This is a genomic window from Streptomyces sp. NPDC030165, from assembly GCF_055573595.1.
The window spans coordinates 143127-158465 of record NZ_JBVIBD010000010.1 but is presented as its reverse complement, the minus strand read 5'-3'; the positions used below and the strand labels follow the sequence as shown (position 1 = coordinate 158465).

At 71.4% G+C, this 15339-nt stretch carries 12 protein-coding genes; all 12 read left to right on the top strand.

Annotation, left to right across the window (positions count from 1 at the left end):
* Positions 1–278 precede the first annotated feature (278 nt).
* Positions 279–929 (top strand): papain-like cysteine protease family protein, encoded by a 651-nt coding sequence (locus tag ACZ4Z1_RS20575; RefSeq protein WP_468488022.1) that lies wholly within the window; start codon positions 279–281, stop codon positions 927–929.
* Positions 930–933: 4 nt separating this feature from the next.
* Entirely contained in the window at positions 934–1821 is an 888-nt protein-coding gene (locus tag ACZ4Z1_RS20570) for a hypothetical protein (protein ID WP_468488021.1), read from the top strand.
* 270 nt (positions 1822–2091) lie between these two features.
* Positions 2092–4176 carry an excinuclease ABC subunit UvrC gene (gene uvrC, locus ACZ4Z1_RS20565; protein WP_468488020.1) on the top strand — a complete coding sequence of 695 codons (2085 nt, stop codon included), beginning with the start codon at positions 2092–2094 and terminating at the stop codon, positions 4174–4176.
* Complete coding sequence (gene rapZ, locus ACZ4Z1_RS20560) at positions 4173–5168, top strand: RNase adapter RapZ (RefSeq protein ID WP_361142526.1); 996 nt, start codon at positions 4173–4175, stop codon at positions 5166–5168. The genes uvrC and rapZ overlap by 4 nt, the downstream gene beginning before the upstream one ends.
* Positions 5165–6229 carry a gluconeogenesis factor YvcK family protein gene (locus tag ACZ4Z1_RS20555; protein ID WP_365838405.1) on the top strand — a complete coding sequence of 355 codons (1065 nt, stop codon included), beginning with the start codon at positions 5165–5167 and terminating at the stop codon, positions 6227–6229. The genes rapZ and ACZ4Z1_RS20555 overlap by 4 nt, the downstream gene beginning before the upstream one ends.
* Positions 6220–7209: a DNA-binding protein WhiA gene (whiA, locus tag ACZ4Z1_RS20550; protein WP_003987139.1), complete on the top strand. Its 990-nt coding sequence runs from the start codon at positions 6220–6222 to the stop codon at positions 7207–7209. The genes ACZ4Z1_RS20555 and whiA overlap by 10 nt, the downstream gene beginning before the upstream one ends.
* Positions 7210–8214: 1005 nt before the next feature.
* Positions 8215–11172: a M14 family metallopeptidase gene (locus ACZ4Z1_RS20545; protein WP_468488019.1), complete on the top strand. Its 2958-nt coding sequence runs from the start codon at positions 8215–8217 to the stop codon at positions 11170–11172.
* A gap of 171 nt (positions 11173–11343) precedes the next feature.
* The gene (gene gap, locus ACZ4Z1_RS20540; RefSeq protein WP_468488018.1) at positions 11344–12348 is read left to right on the top strand and encodes a type I glyceraldehyde-3-phosphate dehydrogenase; all 1005 of its coding nucleotides are present in this window, start codon (positions 11344–11346) and stop codon (positions 12346–12348) included.
* 114 nt (positions 12349–12462) lie between these two features.
* The gene (locus ACZ4Z1_RS20535; protein ID WP_468488017.1) at positions 12463–13674 is read left to right on the top strand and encodes a phosphoglycerate kinase; all 1212 of its coding nucleotides are present in this window, start codon (positions 12463–12465) and stop codon (positions 13672–13674) included.
* A gap of 6 nt (positions 13675–13680) precedes the next feature.
* Positions 13681–14457 (top strand): triose-phosphate isomerase, encoded by a 777-nt coding sequence (gene tpiA, locus ACZ4Z1_RS20530; RefSeq protein ID WP_468488016.1) that lies wholly within the window; start codon positions 13681–13683, stop codon positions 14455–14457.
* A gap of 131 nt (positions 14458–14588) precedes the next feature.
* Positions 14589–14825 (top strand): preprotein translocase subunit SecG, encoded by a 237-nt coding sequence (gene secG, locus ACZ4Z1_RS20525; RefSeq protein ID WP_003986537.1) that lies wholly within the window; start codon positions 14589–14591, stop codon positions 14823–14825.
* 157 nt (positions 14826–14982) lie between these two features.
* Positions 14983–15318, top strand: a complete 336-nt coding sequence (locus ACZ4Z1_RS20520) for an RNA polymerase-binding protein RbpA (RefSeq protein WP_003986538.1) — start codon at positions 14983–14985, stop codon at positions 15316–15318.
* Positions 15319–15339: the final 21 nt, after the last annotated feature.

The window sequence follows — 15339 nt, the reverse complement described above, 5'->3', positions numbered from 1 at the left end:
AGGTGTATGTGGTGCCTGCTGTGCCATGTGCTGTGTCATCGCCCAACCCTCCGGCGCGCGCGGTGAACGTTCACAACCGGACTTCACACCGTGCGCTGGTCCTGCCTGTCCATTGCAGTACGCCGGGCACCGGCCGTTCACACCCGGCACCGGACGTCCACACCCCCATGTCACCCCGCATTGAAGCGTGTTGACCTGCTCCCGACAACACCCGATGCTCCTGACCAGCATCCGGATGCGCTCCTCCATCCCCACCCCCTCATCGGGAGAGGAACGCCATGACCTGTGCACCACGCACCCGCGGCTTGCGCCGCAGATGGCTGTCGGCCGCGGCACTGTCGGCCGCCGCACTGACCGCAATACCCGCGACGCCCGCCACCGCGGCGCCCGCCCCCACCGGCACCGCGGTCCAGGCGGCACCCGCCGCGCCCGCCCCACAGGGCGCGCTCGCCGCCAACCGGCTCAACATCTCCATGCAGGCCCAGGAGCGGTCCAACTGGTGCTGGGCCGCCTCCGGCAACACCATCGCCACGTTCTACGGGGAAAGGTACAGCCAGAACCAGTTCTGCAACGCCGCCTTCAACCGCCAGCAGGGCAGCAACTGCCCCAACAACCAGGCCACACTCGGCAACGTGCAGAACGCCTTCGACTGGATGGGCGTCAACCCGGGCTCGTACGTCACGGGCTACCTGCGCTACGGCACCGTCCAGAGCGAGATCAACGCGGGCCGCCCCGTGGAGACCCGCATCCAGTGGTCCTCGGGCGGCGGGCACATGCACGTGATCTACGGTTTCGACACCGCGAAGAACTGGGTGTACTGGGGAGACCCGTGGGGGTCCAACAACCGTTACAACTGGGGCGACTACAACTACTACGTCAACGGCAACTCGTTCTCCTGGACCCACTCCCTCTACCGGATCGGAGCCTGAGGCCATGACCGAGCACAGAGCTCCGGCCGTATCCGCCACCGCCGCCGGGCGCGGCACCCGCGCCCGCCGCGCCGCCATACGGGCCGCCGCCACCGGCGCGCTCACCGCCGCCTTCCTCGGCCTCGCCCCGCAGGGCGCGCTCGCCGCCACCCCCGCGCCGCCCCCCGCACCCGCCGCGTCGGCCGTCACCGCCGCCCGCACGGCGGCCACCGCGCCGGACACCCTCGCCACGCTCGCCCGCTTCTTCGCCCGGGACGGCGCGATCGCCCGGACGAAGGCGCAGCCGCGGATCCAGGGGCGGACCGTGCCCGTCTACGTGCTCTCGGCCGACTTCGTGCGCGGCAAGGCCGGGGCACCCGTCTCCGAGCTGGAGTTCCTGGCCAGCACGGCGGTCTCCACCGACGGGCAGAAGGCCTCCGTGTGGACCGCCGAATCCGGCGGGGCCTGGAAGGTCGTCAACATCGCGACCGGCGACGACGAGACCCGCTACAGCGCGGCGGGCGACGGCGGCACGGTCTTCCAGGAACCGCAGATCAACGCCTGGTACGAACAGCGCGGCGACCGCGTCCGGCCGCTGGACGCCGAGGCGCGCAAGGCGATCGGCGCGGGCGGCACCACCGTCGCCGCGTACCAGAAGCGGGTGGCGAAGGCGTACGGCGACAAGCTGCCCGGCTCCGCGTACGACCGGCGCGGCGCCGCGGGCGGGTACGGCCCGCAGGCGGCCGGCGGGGCCCCGGAGGCGGGCACGCCCGGACAGCCCGTCGCGGCCGGCGCCACGGCCGGCGACAGCAGCGGCCCGGTGACCGCCGCCTCGGCCGTCGCGGGCACCGCGGCCCTGCTCGCCCTCGGGCTCTCCGGCGCCGCGGCGCTGCGCAGGCGCCACAGCCGCTGAGGCCCGGGCAGGGGCCCGCCGGGCCCCGGGCACCCGGCACGGCCCCAGGCCCCTGCACGGCCCCGGGCACCCGCCTCGGCCACGGGCCCCCGGAGCCGAGGCCGGGAAGCCACCGGCACCGGCCCGCACGGACCCGGGCCGGTGCCCCGCGCCCGCGCGTATTGGCAGCGCCCCTCCCCGCGCCCCTCCCTGCCCCCCCGCCCCCGGCGTGCCCGCCCGCCGCCGCCCACGGTCCGCCCGCTGTCACTGCCCCCAAGTAGGGTGGGCGGCATGGCAGACCCCAGCAGTTACCGACCCAAGCCGGGACAGATCCCCGACTCGCCCGGGGTCTACAGATTCCGTGACGAGTACCGCCGCGTCATTTATGTCGGCAAGGCCAAGAGCCTGCGCCAGCGCCTGTCCAGCTACTTCCAGGACCTGGCCAACCTCCACCCCCGCACGCGCACGATGGTCACCACCGCCGCCTCCGTCGAGTGGACGGTCGTCAGCACCGAGGTCGAGGCGCTCCAGCTCGAATACACCTGGATCAAGGAGTACGACCCGCGGTTCAACGTCAAGTACCGCGACGACAAGAGCTATCCGTACCTGGCCGTCACCCTCAACGAGGAATACCCCAGGGTCCGGGTCATGCGCGGGGCCAAGAAGAAGGGCGTGCGCTACTTCGGCCCCTACGGCCAGGCCTGGGCCATCCGCGAGACCGTCGACCTGATGCTGCGCGTCTTCCCCGTACGGACCTGCTCCGCCGGGGTCTTCAAGCGCTCCGCCCAGATCGGCCGCCCCTGCCTGCTCGGCTACATCGGCAAGTGCTCGGCCCCGTGCGTCGGCCGCGTCTCCCCCGAGGAGCACCGCGAACTGGCCGAGGAGTTCTGCGACTTCATGGCCGGCCGTACCGGTGCGTACATCCGCCGCCTGGAGAAGGCCATGCGGGAGGCCGCCGAGGAGATGGAGTACGAACGGGCCGCCCGGCTGCGTGACGACATGGACGCGCTGCGGCGCGCCATGGAGAAGAGCGCCGTCGTGCTCGCCGACGCCACCGACGCCGACCTGATCGCACTCGCCGAGGACGAGCTGGAAGCGGCCGTCCAGATCTTCCACGTCCGCGGCGGCCGGGTGCGCGGCCAGCGCGGCTGGGTCACCGACAAGGTCGAGAACGTGGACAGCGCCGCCCTCGTCGAGCACGCCCTCCAGCAGCTCTACGGCGAGGAGAGCGGCGACGCCGTCCCCAAGGAAGTGCTGGTCCCGGCCCTGCCCGACCCCGTCGAGCCGGTCCAGCAGTGGCTCACGGAGCGCCGCGGCTCCAACGTCTCGCTGCGCATCCCGCAGCGCGGCGACAAGAAGGACCTGATGGCCACCGTCCAGCGCAACGCCCAGCAGGCCCTGGCCCTGCACAAGACCAAGCGCGCCTCCGACCTGACCACCCGCTCCCGCGCCCTGGAGGAGATCGCCCAGGCCCTCGGCCTGGACTCGGTGCCGCTGCGCATCGAGTGCTTCGACATCTCCCACCTCCAGGGCGACGACGTGGTGGCCTCCATGGTCGTCTTCGAGGACGGCCTGGCCCGCAAGAGCGAGTACCGCCGCTTCCAGATCAAGACCTTCGAGGGCCAGGACGACGTCCGGGCCATGCACGAGGTCATCGGCCGCCGCTTCCGCCGCTACCTCCAGGAGAAGCAGCAGACGGGGGAGTGGGACGAGCAGGCGCCCGCCGGGGAGGACGCGCCGGCCGCCGACGGGGCCGCGCCCGTGACCGCCGGGGCCGCCGACGGGGACACGCCCGTGGCCACCGGCCCCACCGACGAGGACGGCCGCCCCAAGCGCTTCGCGTACCCGCCCCAGCTCGTCGTCGTCGACGGCGGCCAGCCGCAGGTCGCCGCCGCCCAGCGGGCCCTGTCCGAGCTGGGCATCGACGACGTCGCCGTCTGCGGCCTGGCCAAGCGCCTCGAAGAGGTCTGGGTGCCCGACGAGGACGACCCCGTCGTCCTGCCCCGCAGCAGCGAAGGCCTCTACCTCCTCCAGCGCGTCCGTGACGAAGCCCACCGCTTCGCCATCGCCTACCAGCGCAACAAGCGCGGCAAGCGCCTCAAGGCCGGGCCACTGGACAGCGTCCCCGGCCTCGGCGAGAGTCGCCGCCAGGCCCTGCTGAAGCACTTCGGCTCCGTCAAGCGGCTGCGGGCCGCACGCGTCGAGGACATCTGCGAGGTGCCGGGCATCGGCCGCAAGACGGCCGAGACGATCGCGGCGGCGCTGGCCGGAGCGGCCCCGGCCGCCCCGGCGGTGAACACCGCCACAGGAGAGATCATTGAGGATGACGTGACCCCGCCGGCCGCGTTGTCATCAGAGCGGGGGCAGGAACGATGAGCAGCAGTACCGAGCAGCACAGGCACGACACGCGGGAAGCCCAGGACACCCGGCCTTCCCGCACGACCGAGAGAGACGGTGCACAGGTGAGTACGGGCACGATGCGCGATGCCGACGCGGGCGAGAGCGCCGCCATCCCCGAGCTGGTGATCATCTCCGGGATGTCCGGGGCCGGCCGCAGCACGGCCGCCAAGTGCCTGGAGGACCTCGGCTGGTTCGTCGTCGACAACATCCCGCCCGAGCTGATCCCGCCCATGGTCGAGCTGGGCGCCCGCTCACAGGGCAACGTGGCGCGGATCGCCGTCGTCGTGGACGTCCGCGGCCGGCGCTTCTTCGACAACCTCAAGGAGTCCCTGGCCACCCTCGACGCGCAGAGCGTCAAGCGCCGCATCGTCTTCCTGGAGTCCTCCGACGAGGCCCTGGTGCGCCGCTTCGAGTCCGTCCGCCGCCCGCACCCCCTCCAGGGCGACGGGCGCATCGTGGACGGCATCGCCGCCGAGCGCGACCTGCTGCGCGAGCTGCGCGGCGACGCCGACCTGGTCATCGACACCTCCAGCCTGAACGTCCACGAACTGCGCGCCAAGATGGACGCCCAGTTCGCCGGCGAAGAGGTGCCCGAGCTGCGGGCCACGGTCATGTCCTTCGGCTTCAAGTACGGCCTGCCCGTCGACGCCGACATGGTCATCGACTGCCGCTTCATCCCCAACCCGCACTGGGTCCCGGAGCTGCGCCCCTACACCGGCCTGAACGACGAGGTCTCCGGCTACGTCTTCGGCCAGCCCGGCGCCAAGGAGTTCCTGGACGGCTACGCGGAACTGCTGCGCATCGTCGCCGAGGGCTACCGCCGCGAGGGCAAGCGGTACGTCACCATCGCGGTCGGCTGCACGGGCGGCAAGCACCGCAGCGTCGCCATGTCCGAGAAGCTCGCCCACCGCCTGGTCTCCGAAGGCGTCGAGACCGTCGTCGTCCACCGGGACATGGGGCGCGAATGACCGCCCGTCCCCTGCGGCTGCGCCGGGTCCGCAAGCTGGTTCCGGGCAGCCGCTCCGGCAGGGGCGCCACACCCAAGGTCGTGGCGCTCGGCGGCGGCATGGGCCTGTCCGCCTCGCTGGCCGCGCTGCGCCGCATCACCGGTGACCTGACCGCCGTGGTCACCGTCGCCGACGACGGCGGCTCCAGCGGCCGGCTCCGCGACGAGCTGGGCGTCCTGCCGCCCGGCGACCTGCGCAAGGCGCTCGCCGCGCTGTGCGGGGACGACGACTGGGGCCAGACCTGGTCCCGGGTGATCCAGCACCGCTTCACCAGCGAGGGCGAGCTGCACGACCACGCGGTCGGCAACCTCCTCATCGTCGCCCTGTGGGAGCAGCTCGGCGACCACGTCCAGGCCCTGGACCTGGTCGGCAAGCTGCTCGGCGCGCACGGCCGGGTACTGCCCATGTCCGCCGTACCCCTGGAACTCCAGGCCCTGGTCAAGGGCCACGACGAGACCCGTCCGGACGACATCACCACGGTCCGCGGCCAGGCCACGGTCGCGCTGACCCCCGGCGAGGTGCAGTCCGTGCACGTCGTCCCGGAGGACCCGCCCGCGGTGCCCGAGGCCGTCGCCGCGGTCCGCGACGCGGACTGGGTGGTGCTCGGCCCCGGCTCCTGGTTCTCTTCCGTCATCCCGCACCTGCTCGTGCCCGAGCTGCGCGAGGCACTGGAGGAGACCAAGGCCCGCAAGGTCCTCTCGCTGAACCTGGCACCCCAGCCCGGCGAAACCGATGGCTTTTCCCCGCAGCGTCATTTGGAGGTTTTGGCCCGACACGCCCCTAAACTCGCCTTCGACGTGGTGCTGGCCGACCGGGCCGCCGTGCCCGACATCGAGAGCCTGACCGTCGCTGCCAAGCAGCTCGTCGGCAGCGAGGTCGAGCTGGCGGCGGTCGCCGCGCCCGGCAGCCCCTGCGGCACGGCGGAGACCCACAAGGGTGCCGCCCGGCACGACCCGGAGCTGCTGGCCGCCGCGTACGACCGTATTTTTCGGATGCATGGAAGGATCGGCCCATGGCGATGACGGCAGCGGTGAAGGACGAAATCTCCCGGCTCCCCGTCACCCGGACCTGCTGCCGGAAGTCGGAGGTCTCGTCGATCCTGCGGTTCGCGGGCGGTCTGCACCTGGTCAGCGGACGCATCGTGATCGAGGCGGAGCTGGACACGGGCATCGCCGCCCGGCGGCTGCGCAAGGACATCCTGGAGATCTTCGGCCACTCCTCCGACCTGGTGGTGATGGCCCCCGGCGGCCTGCGGCGCGGCAGCCGCTACGTCGTACGGGTCGTCGCCGGCGGCGACCAGCTCGCCCGCCAGACCGGCCTGGTCGACGGCCGCGGCCGGCCCATCCGCGGCCTGCCACCGCAGGTGGTCTCGGGGGCCACCTGCGACGCCGAGGCGGCCTGGCGCGGGGCCTTTCTCGCCCACGGCTCACTGACCGAACCCGGCCGTTCCTCCTCCCTGGAGGTCACCTGCCCCGGGCCCGAGGCGGCCCTCGCGCTGGTCGGCGCGGCCCGCCGGCTCGGCATCGGCGCCAAGGCCCGCGAGGTACGCGGCGTGGACCGCGTCGTCGTCCGTGACGGTGATGCGATTGGCGCGCTGTTGACGCGCCTGGGGGCCCACGAGTCGGTCCTGGCCTGGGAGGAGCGGCGCATGCGGCGCGAGGTCCGCGCCACCGCCAACCGCCTCGCCAACTTCGACGACGCGAACCTGCGCCGCTCGGCGCGCGCCGCGGTCGCCGCGGGGGCCCGGGTCCAGCGCGCCCTGGAGATCCTCGGCGAGGAGGTCCCCGAGCACCTCGCCGCGGCCGGCCGCCTGCGCATGGACCACAAGCAGGCATCCCTGGAGGAACTGGGCGCCCTCGCCGACCCGCCCCTGACCAAGGACGCCGTCGCCGGCCGCATCCGCCGCCTCCTGGCCATGGCCGACAAGCGCGCCCAGGACCTGGGCATCCCCGGTACGGAGTCCAACCTGTCCGAGGAAATGGCGGACGGGATGGTCGGCTGACGGCCGGTGGCGGCTGCGCATCGTGGCCGACTTGCTGCCCGTACCGGGTGCCGCTCCCCGTTCCCGGGCACGGGACTGGTCCTCCGGACTCCGTCCTACGGCCCGCCCCCTTCCGTCGTAGGGCGGTCGACGGCCGGTGGGGGCAGGCGCCCCCACCCACGCACGCGGCAGCCGAGTACGTACGGGAGGGTGCGGGACCGGAGGACGAAGACCGCAGGGCCCGGGCCCGCGCCCCCGCCGTACCGGTGAGTTTCGACGGCCGGTGGCAGACCAGCCGCCGTGGCCGACTTGCTGCCCGCACCGGGCGGCGCTCCCGTTCCCGGGCACGGGACCAGTCCTCCGGACTCCGTCCTACGGCCCGCCCCCTCCCGCCGTACGGCGGCGAACGGCCGGTGGGGGCAGGCGCCCCCCACCCACATACGTGGCAGCCTGACACGTACGGGAGGGTCCGGGACCGGAGGACGAAGTCTGTAGGGCCCGGGCTCGCCCCCCTACCGGTAGCCGCCGTCCCGCACCCGGGTACGGGACCGGTCCTCCAGACTCCGTCCTACGGCCCGCCCCCTCCCGCCGTAGGGCGACCGACGGCCGGTGGGGGCAGGCGCCCCCCACCCACGCACGTAGCAGCCTGACACGTACGGGAGGGTGCGGGACCGGAGGACGAAGTCCGCAGGGCCCGGGCCCGCGCCACCCGCCCCGTACGGACCGGTACGGCGATCGACCACCGCCGGGGACAGGCGCCCCCCACCCCCGGCGCGGCAGCCGACCACGTACGGGAGGGACCGGAACCGTAGGACGAAGTCCGTAGGAGCCGGGCCCGCGCCGATCGAAGCCGGGCTTTCCCACGCCGCCCCCGGCCGACGGCCACCGCGTTCACCGCTGAAGCGGCGCCCCGGGGGCTTCTCGGCCATCGCCAGCCATTCGCCACGCCCTGTATTGACATGATCATGCAGCGTGACCAATCTGTCGAACGCCTATTCACGAGATGGACGTCGGCAAGGGGGGCTCATGAGACGCGGGGCGAGATCCTTACTCGCGGCAGCATCGTTACTGCTGGGAGGGGTGGTGGCGGTGCCGGCCGCGCAGGCGCAGGCGCGGCCGGGGGATGGAGGGGATCGGGATGCCGTCGCGGTCTGGACGGCTGAGGTCACCAAGGCGCAGGTGCCGCTGCTGCTCAAGGCCGGGGTGGACGGCCATGAGCTGAGCGCGCAGGTGCCGAGGACGGGCAAGGCGGACGTCGAGGTGTACCTCTCTGCCGGACAGGCCGCCGAGCTGCGCCGGCAAGGCGTGGAGCTGACGCGCAGGAACGTTCCCCCGGAGGCGCGGCGCAAGGTCGAGGCCCAGGGTGACCGGGTCTTCCGCCCGTACACGGGCGACAGCGGTCTGCTGAAGGAGATGATCGACACCGCGCGCTCCAACCGGAAGCTCGCCAAGGCCGTCAGCATCGGCAAGACCGTCAAGGGCCGCGACATCATGGCCCTGAAGCTCACCAAGAACGCCGACACGACCGAGGACGGCGCCAAGCCCGCGGTGCTGTACCTGTCCAACCAGCACGCGCGGGAGTGGATCACTCCCGAGATGACCCGCCGGCTGATGCGGTACTACCTGGCCGGGTACGGCAAGGACCCGCGGCTGACCAAGATCCTCGACACCACCGAGCTGTGGTTCGTGCTGTCCGCCAATCCGGACGGCTACGACTACACCTTCGAGAGCCCGCAGAACCGCCTGTGGCGCAAGAACCTGCGGGACAACAACGGCGACGGCAAGATCACGCCCGGCGACGGCGTCGACCTCAACCGCAACTTCTCCTACAAGTGGGGTCACGACAACGAGGGTTCGTCCCCCAACCCGGCCGGTGAGACCTATCGCGGCCCGGCCGCCGCCTCCGAGCCCGAGACCAAGGCGCTGGACGCCTTCGAGAAACGCATCGGTTTCCGGTACGCCGTCAACTACCACTCCGCCGCCGAGTTGATCCTCTACGGCGTCGGCTGGCAGGTGGCCACTCCCACCCCCGACGACGTCCTCTACCGTGCCCTGGCCGGTACGCCGGAGAAGTCCGCGATCCCGGGCTACCGCCCGCAGGTCGCCTCCGAGCTGTACATCACCAACGGCGAGGCCGACGGCCACGCGTCCAACGTCAACGGCATCCCCATGTTCACACCGGAGATGTCGACCTGTCAGACGGCGTCCGACGCCGACCCGAACGACGAGTGGAACGCCGCCGACTGTCAGTCCGTCTTCAACTTCCCGGACTCCGAGAAGCTCATCCAGGCGGAGTTCGAGAAGAACATCCCCTTCGCGCTCTCCGTCGCCGAGAGCGCCCGGCGCCCTGACCAGCCCGTCTCCTCCGTGGGCCTGAAAGCGCCCGACTTCACCCCGCACGCCTTCACCACCTCCTACGCCCGCGGCGAGGACCAGGAAGTCGCGGTCACCGCACGCAAGTCCGTACGCGACAAGGAGCTGAACTACCGCGTCGACGGCGGCCGTCGGCACACCGAGGAGCTGGAGCCCTGGAAGGGCGGCGAGAGGTACGGCGGCGAGGACAACCTGCACTTCGACCAGTACCGGGCGTCCGTCGAGGGCGCCGGTCCGGGGGACGAGGTCGAGGTCTGGTTCTCCGGCCGTACGCGCGACGGCAAGGCCACCAAGAGTGAACCTTTCACCTACACCGTCGCCGAGCGGCCCCGCGCCGACACCCTCGTCCTCGCCGAGGAGGGCGGCACCACTCCCGCGCGGCACACCGCCGCGTACACCAAGGCCCTCGCCGCCAACGGCCACCGCGCCGCGGTCTGGGACGTCGCCCGGCAGGGCGCTCCGGACGCGCTCGGTGTCCTGAGCCACTTCGAGAACGTCGTCTGGTACACGGGAGCCGGACGCCCGGGCGGCGCCACCCTGCTGGCCGTACGCGACTACCTCAACGAGGGCGGCAAGCTGATCGCCGCGGGTGAGCAGGCAGGTGGCAGCGCCGTGGTCGGCCGGGCCGTGACCGACGACTTCAGCCAGTACTACCTGGGCGCCGGCGGCCGGGTGGCTCTCAAGAACCCGCCCGCCTTCAAGGGCACCGGCAAGCTGGCCGGCGCCGAGGTGCGGCTCGCCGACGCGCCGGGCAACCCGCTGGACTCCGCGGGCGCCCACTCGGTGATCTCCGACGAGCTGCCGCCCGCTACGTTCCCCCAGTTCGCCAGCGCCGCGGCGGGTGAGTATCCGGGGGTACGAACGCCGTTCCAGCCGTACGAGGGCGACTGGTTCGCCGCTGCGCGGCACCGCGACACCTCCTGGATGCGGCTGACCCGGACCGTGGACCTGACCGGCGTCACCGCGGCCGACCGGCCCACCCTCCGGTTCATGCTCAGCCACGACACGGAGGCCGGCTTCGACAACGCCGTCGTCGAGGCGCACACCGCCGGCAAGGACGACTGGACGACGCTGCCCGACGCGAACGGCGGTACCGGCACCGACGTACCCGCGGAGTGCGGCGCCGGTTACTACCTGGCCGCCCACCCCTTCCTCCGGCACTACCTGACCCGCACCGGCACCGAGTGCCGCAACACCGGCACGACCGGCGCGTGGCACCGCTTCACCGGCGCCTCGGACGGCTGGCGGCCGGTCGCCGTCGACCTGTCCGCCTACGCGGGGCAGCGCGTCGAGCTGTCGCTCTCCTACGTCACCGACCCCAGCGTCGGCGGCCGCGGCGTCTTCGCCGACAACACCCGGCTCACCACCGGCACCGGCGGAGAGCCGCTGGAGGGCTTCGAGACCTCCCTCGGGCCCTGGACCGTTCCCGGGCCGCCCGCCGGCAGTCCGCCCGCCACGGCCGACTGGACCCGCTCCAAGGAGCTGTTCCGGGCCGCCGGCGCGGTGACCACGCGGAACACCGTGCTGCTGGGCTTCGGCCTGGAGCACGTACAGACCGCCACGGAACGGTCGGAACTGGCCGGGGCGGCGCTCCGGGCGCTCGACGGCTGACCGTGCCCGTACTCTCTCGGCGAACAGGGCGGTCCGTGGCCCCAGAGTGGGCCCGGACCGCCCCTGTCAATGTCACGTACGTCTCGTATTGGGGGTAGGGTCGGAGGCGGTCGGGGACATCCCATACAGCTCGCCGGTACTGCACCGGCGCACCAACGAGGAGATCGGTTCGTGACGATCCGCGTAGGCATCAACGGATTCGGCCGCATTGGTCGCAACTACTTCCGCGCGCTCCTGGAGCAGGGTGCGGACATCGAGATCGTCGGTGTCAACGACCTGACCGACAATGCCACCCTGGTTCACCTGCTGAAGTACGACACCATCCTGGGTCGCCTGAAGCACGACGTCAGCCACACCGACGACACCATCACGGTCGGCAACCAGACCTTCAAGACGATGGCCGAGCGTGACCCGGCGCAGCTCCCCTGGGGCGAGCTGGGCGCCGACATCGTCATCGAGTCGACCGGCATCTTCACCAAGAAGGCCGACGCCGAGAAGCACATCCAGGCCGGCGCCAAGAAGGTCCTGATCTCCGCGCCCGCCAAGGACGAGGACATCACGGTCGTGATGGGCGTCAACCAGGACAAGTACGACGCGGCCAACCACCACGTCATCTCCAACGCCTCCTGCACCACCAACTGTGTGGCGCCGATGGCCAAGGTTCTCGACGAGAACTTCGGCATCGTCAAGGGCCTGATGACGACCGTCCACGCGTACACCAACGACCAGCGCATCCTGGACTTCCCGCACAAGGACCTGCGCCGCGCCCGCGCCGCCGCGGAGAACATCATCCCGACCACGACCGGTGCCGCCAAGGCCACCGCGCTGGTCCTCCCGCAGCTCGAGGGCAAGCTGGACGGCATCGCCATGCGCGTCCCGGTCCCCACCGGCTCCGTGACCGACCTGGTCATCGAGCTGGAGCGCGAGGTCACCAAGGACGAGATCAACGCCGCGTTCCAGAAGGCGGCCGAGGGCCAGCTCAAGGGCATCCTGGAGTACACCGAGGACCCGATCGTCTCCTCGGACATCGTCAACTGGCCGGCCTCCTGCACCTTCGACTCCTCCCTGACGATGGCGCAGGGCAAGAGCGTCAAGGTCATCGGCTGGTACGACAACGAGTGGGGCTACTCCAACCGCCTGGTGGACCTGACCACCTTCGTCGGCGAGCAGCTCTGACGCCTGCCTGATCCAGGCCAGGGCACGTAGATGTGCGGAAGGGGCTCGTAGGGCGCACCGAAGCGCCGTACGGGCCCCCTCCCATGACCGACCTACGCAACGGAGTCACTTCGCATGAAGACGATCGACGATCTCGCCCAGGAAGGGCTGTCCGGCAAGCGGGTCTTCGTCCGCGCGGACCTCAATGTGCCGCTGGACGGCACCACCATCACCGACGACGGCCGCATCCGCGCCGTCCAGCCGACGATCGCCAAGCTCGCCCAGCTCGGCGCCAAGGTGATCGTCGCCTCCCACCTGGGCCGTCCCAAGGGCGCCCCCGACCCGGCCTTCTCGCTGCGCCCCGCCGCCGAGCGCCTCGGTGAGCTGATCGGCCGCGACGTCGCCTTCGCCACGGACACGGTCGGCGAGTCCGCCCGCTCCGTCGTCGACGGGCTCGGCGAGGGCGAGGTCGCCGTCCTGGAGAACCTGCGCTTCAACCCGGGCGAGACCAGCAAGGACGACGCCGAGCGCGGCGCCTTCGCGGACCAGCTCGCGGCCCTCGCGGACGTGTACGTCGGCGACGGCTTCGGCGCCGTGCACCGCAAGCACGCCTCCGTCTACGACCTGCCGGCCCGCCTGCCGCACGCCGCGGGCGACCTGATCGCCGCCGAGGTCACCGTCCTGAAGAAGCTCACCGAGGACGTCAAGCGCCCCTACGTGGTGGTGCTCGGCGGCGCCAAGGTCTCCGACAAGCTGGCCGTCATCGACCAGCTGCTCGACAAGGCCGACCGGCTGCTGATCGGCGGCGGCATGGCGTACACCTTCCTCAAGGCCAAGGGCTACGAGGTCGGCATCTCCCTCCTCCAGGAGGACCAGATCCCGGCCGTCACCGAGTACATGGAGCGCGCCGAGAAGAACGGCGTCGAGCTGGTCCTGCCGGTCGACATCCTGGCCTCGGCCGACTTCCCCGACCTGAAGACGAAGGCCAAGGCCGACTTCGTCACGGTCGACGCCGACCGGATCCCCTCCGACAAGGAGGGCCTGGACATCGGCCCGAAGACCCGCGAGCTGTTCGCCTCGAAGATCGCCGACGCCGAGACCGTCTTCTGGAACGGCCCGGTCGGCGTCGCCGAGCACCCCGACTACGCGGGCGGCACCACCGCCATCGCGCGGTCCCTGCTGAACTGCGACGGCTTCACCGTCGTCGGCGGCGGCGACTCGGCCGCGGCCGTCCGCTCGCTCGGCTTCGACGAGAATGCTTTCGGCCACATCTCGACCGGTGGCGGCGCCAGCCTCGAATACCTCGAAGGCAAGACGCTGCCCGGTCTCGCCGCTCTGGAGGACTGAAGAACCGTGACTGACCGTACCCCGCTGATGGCGGGCAACTGGAAGATGAACCTCAACCACCTCGAGGCCATCGCGCACGTCCAGAAGCTCGCCTTCGCACTCGCCGACAAGGACTACGAGGCCACCGAGGTCGCGGTCCTGGCCCCCTTCACCGACCTGCGTTCGGTGCAGACGCTGGTCGACGGCGACAAGCTCAAGATCAAGTACGGCGCCCAGGACCTCTCGGCGCACGACTCCGGTGCGTACACCGGCGAGATCTCCGGCGCCATGCTGGCCAAGCTCAAGTGCAGCTACGTGGCCATCGGGCACAGCGAGCGCCGCCAGTACCACGGCGAGAACGAAGAGATCTGCAACGCCAAGGTCAAGGCCGCCTTCAAGCACGGCATCACCCCGATCCTGTGCGTCGGCGAGGGCCTGGACGTCCGCAAGGCCGGCAACCAGGTCGAGCACACCCTCGCCCAGGTCGACGGCGGCCTGAAGGACATCCCGGCCGAGCAGGCCGAGACCATCGTCATCGCCTATGAGCCCGTGTGGGCCATCGGCACCGGCGAGGTCGCCACGCCCGAGGACGCGCAGGAGGTCTGCGGCGCGATCCGCCGCCGCCTCGCCGAGCTGTACAGCCAGGAGCTGGCCGACAAGGTCCGCATCCAGTACGGCGGCTCGGTCAAGTCGGGCAACGTCGCCGCGATCATGGCGCAGCCGGACGTGGACGGCGCCCTGATCGGCGGCGCGGCGCTGGACGTGGACGAGTTCGTCAAGATCGTCCGGTTCCGCGACCAGTAGCAGCTATGACGACGGGCCGGGCCCGTCGTACCCTGTCGGGGCCGGGCCCGGTGCCAGCAGCGCCGCCCGGCCCCGTACCATTCGATCTTCTTGTACGTCCCGTCCGCCAGTCCTAGAGAGTTGGTCCAGCCGTGGTCATCGGGTTCTCGGTAGCCCTCATCGTCTTCAGCCTGCTGCTGATGATGCTGGTGCTCATGCACAAGGGGAAGGGTGGCGGCCTGTCCGACATGTTCGGCGGCGGCATGCAGTCCTCGGTCGGCGGTTCCTCCGTCGCGGAACGCAACCTGGACCGCATCACCATTGTGATCGCCCTGCTCTGGTTCGCCTGCATCGTCGTACTCGGCGTCCTGATGAAGCTGGACAGCTGACGCCGTATCGGGGACGCGGCCTATCATGAAGGCGGCGTCCTCGGTGGGGGTGTAACTCCTGTCACTGGACGCGCGTTGGGCCTTACGTAGACTGGGGCGCTCGCAGCGCGACTGCTGTTCGATGCTTCGCAGCACCATTACGCAGGGAGTTACAACCGTGGCAAGTGGCAACGCGATCCGAGGAAGTCGGGTCGGGGCGGGGCCGATGGGGGAGGCGGAGCGGGGCGAGTCCGCACCGCGCATCCGCATCTCCTTCTGGTGCTCGAACGGGCACGAGACTCAGCCCAGCTTCGCCGGCGACGCGCAGATTCCTGACACCTGGGACTGCCCGCGCTGCGGCTTCCCGGCAGGCAAGGACCGGGACAATCCGCCGGACCCGCCGCGCACCGAACCGTACAAGACGCACCTCGCGTACGTCCGGGAGCGCCGCAGCGACGCCGACGGCGAGGCGATCCTCGCCGAGGCCCTCGCCAAGCTCCGCGGAGAGATCTGACGGACCAGCACCCACGACGAC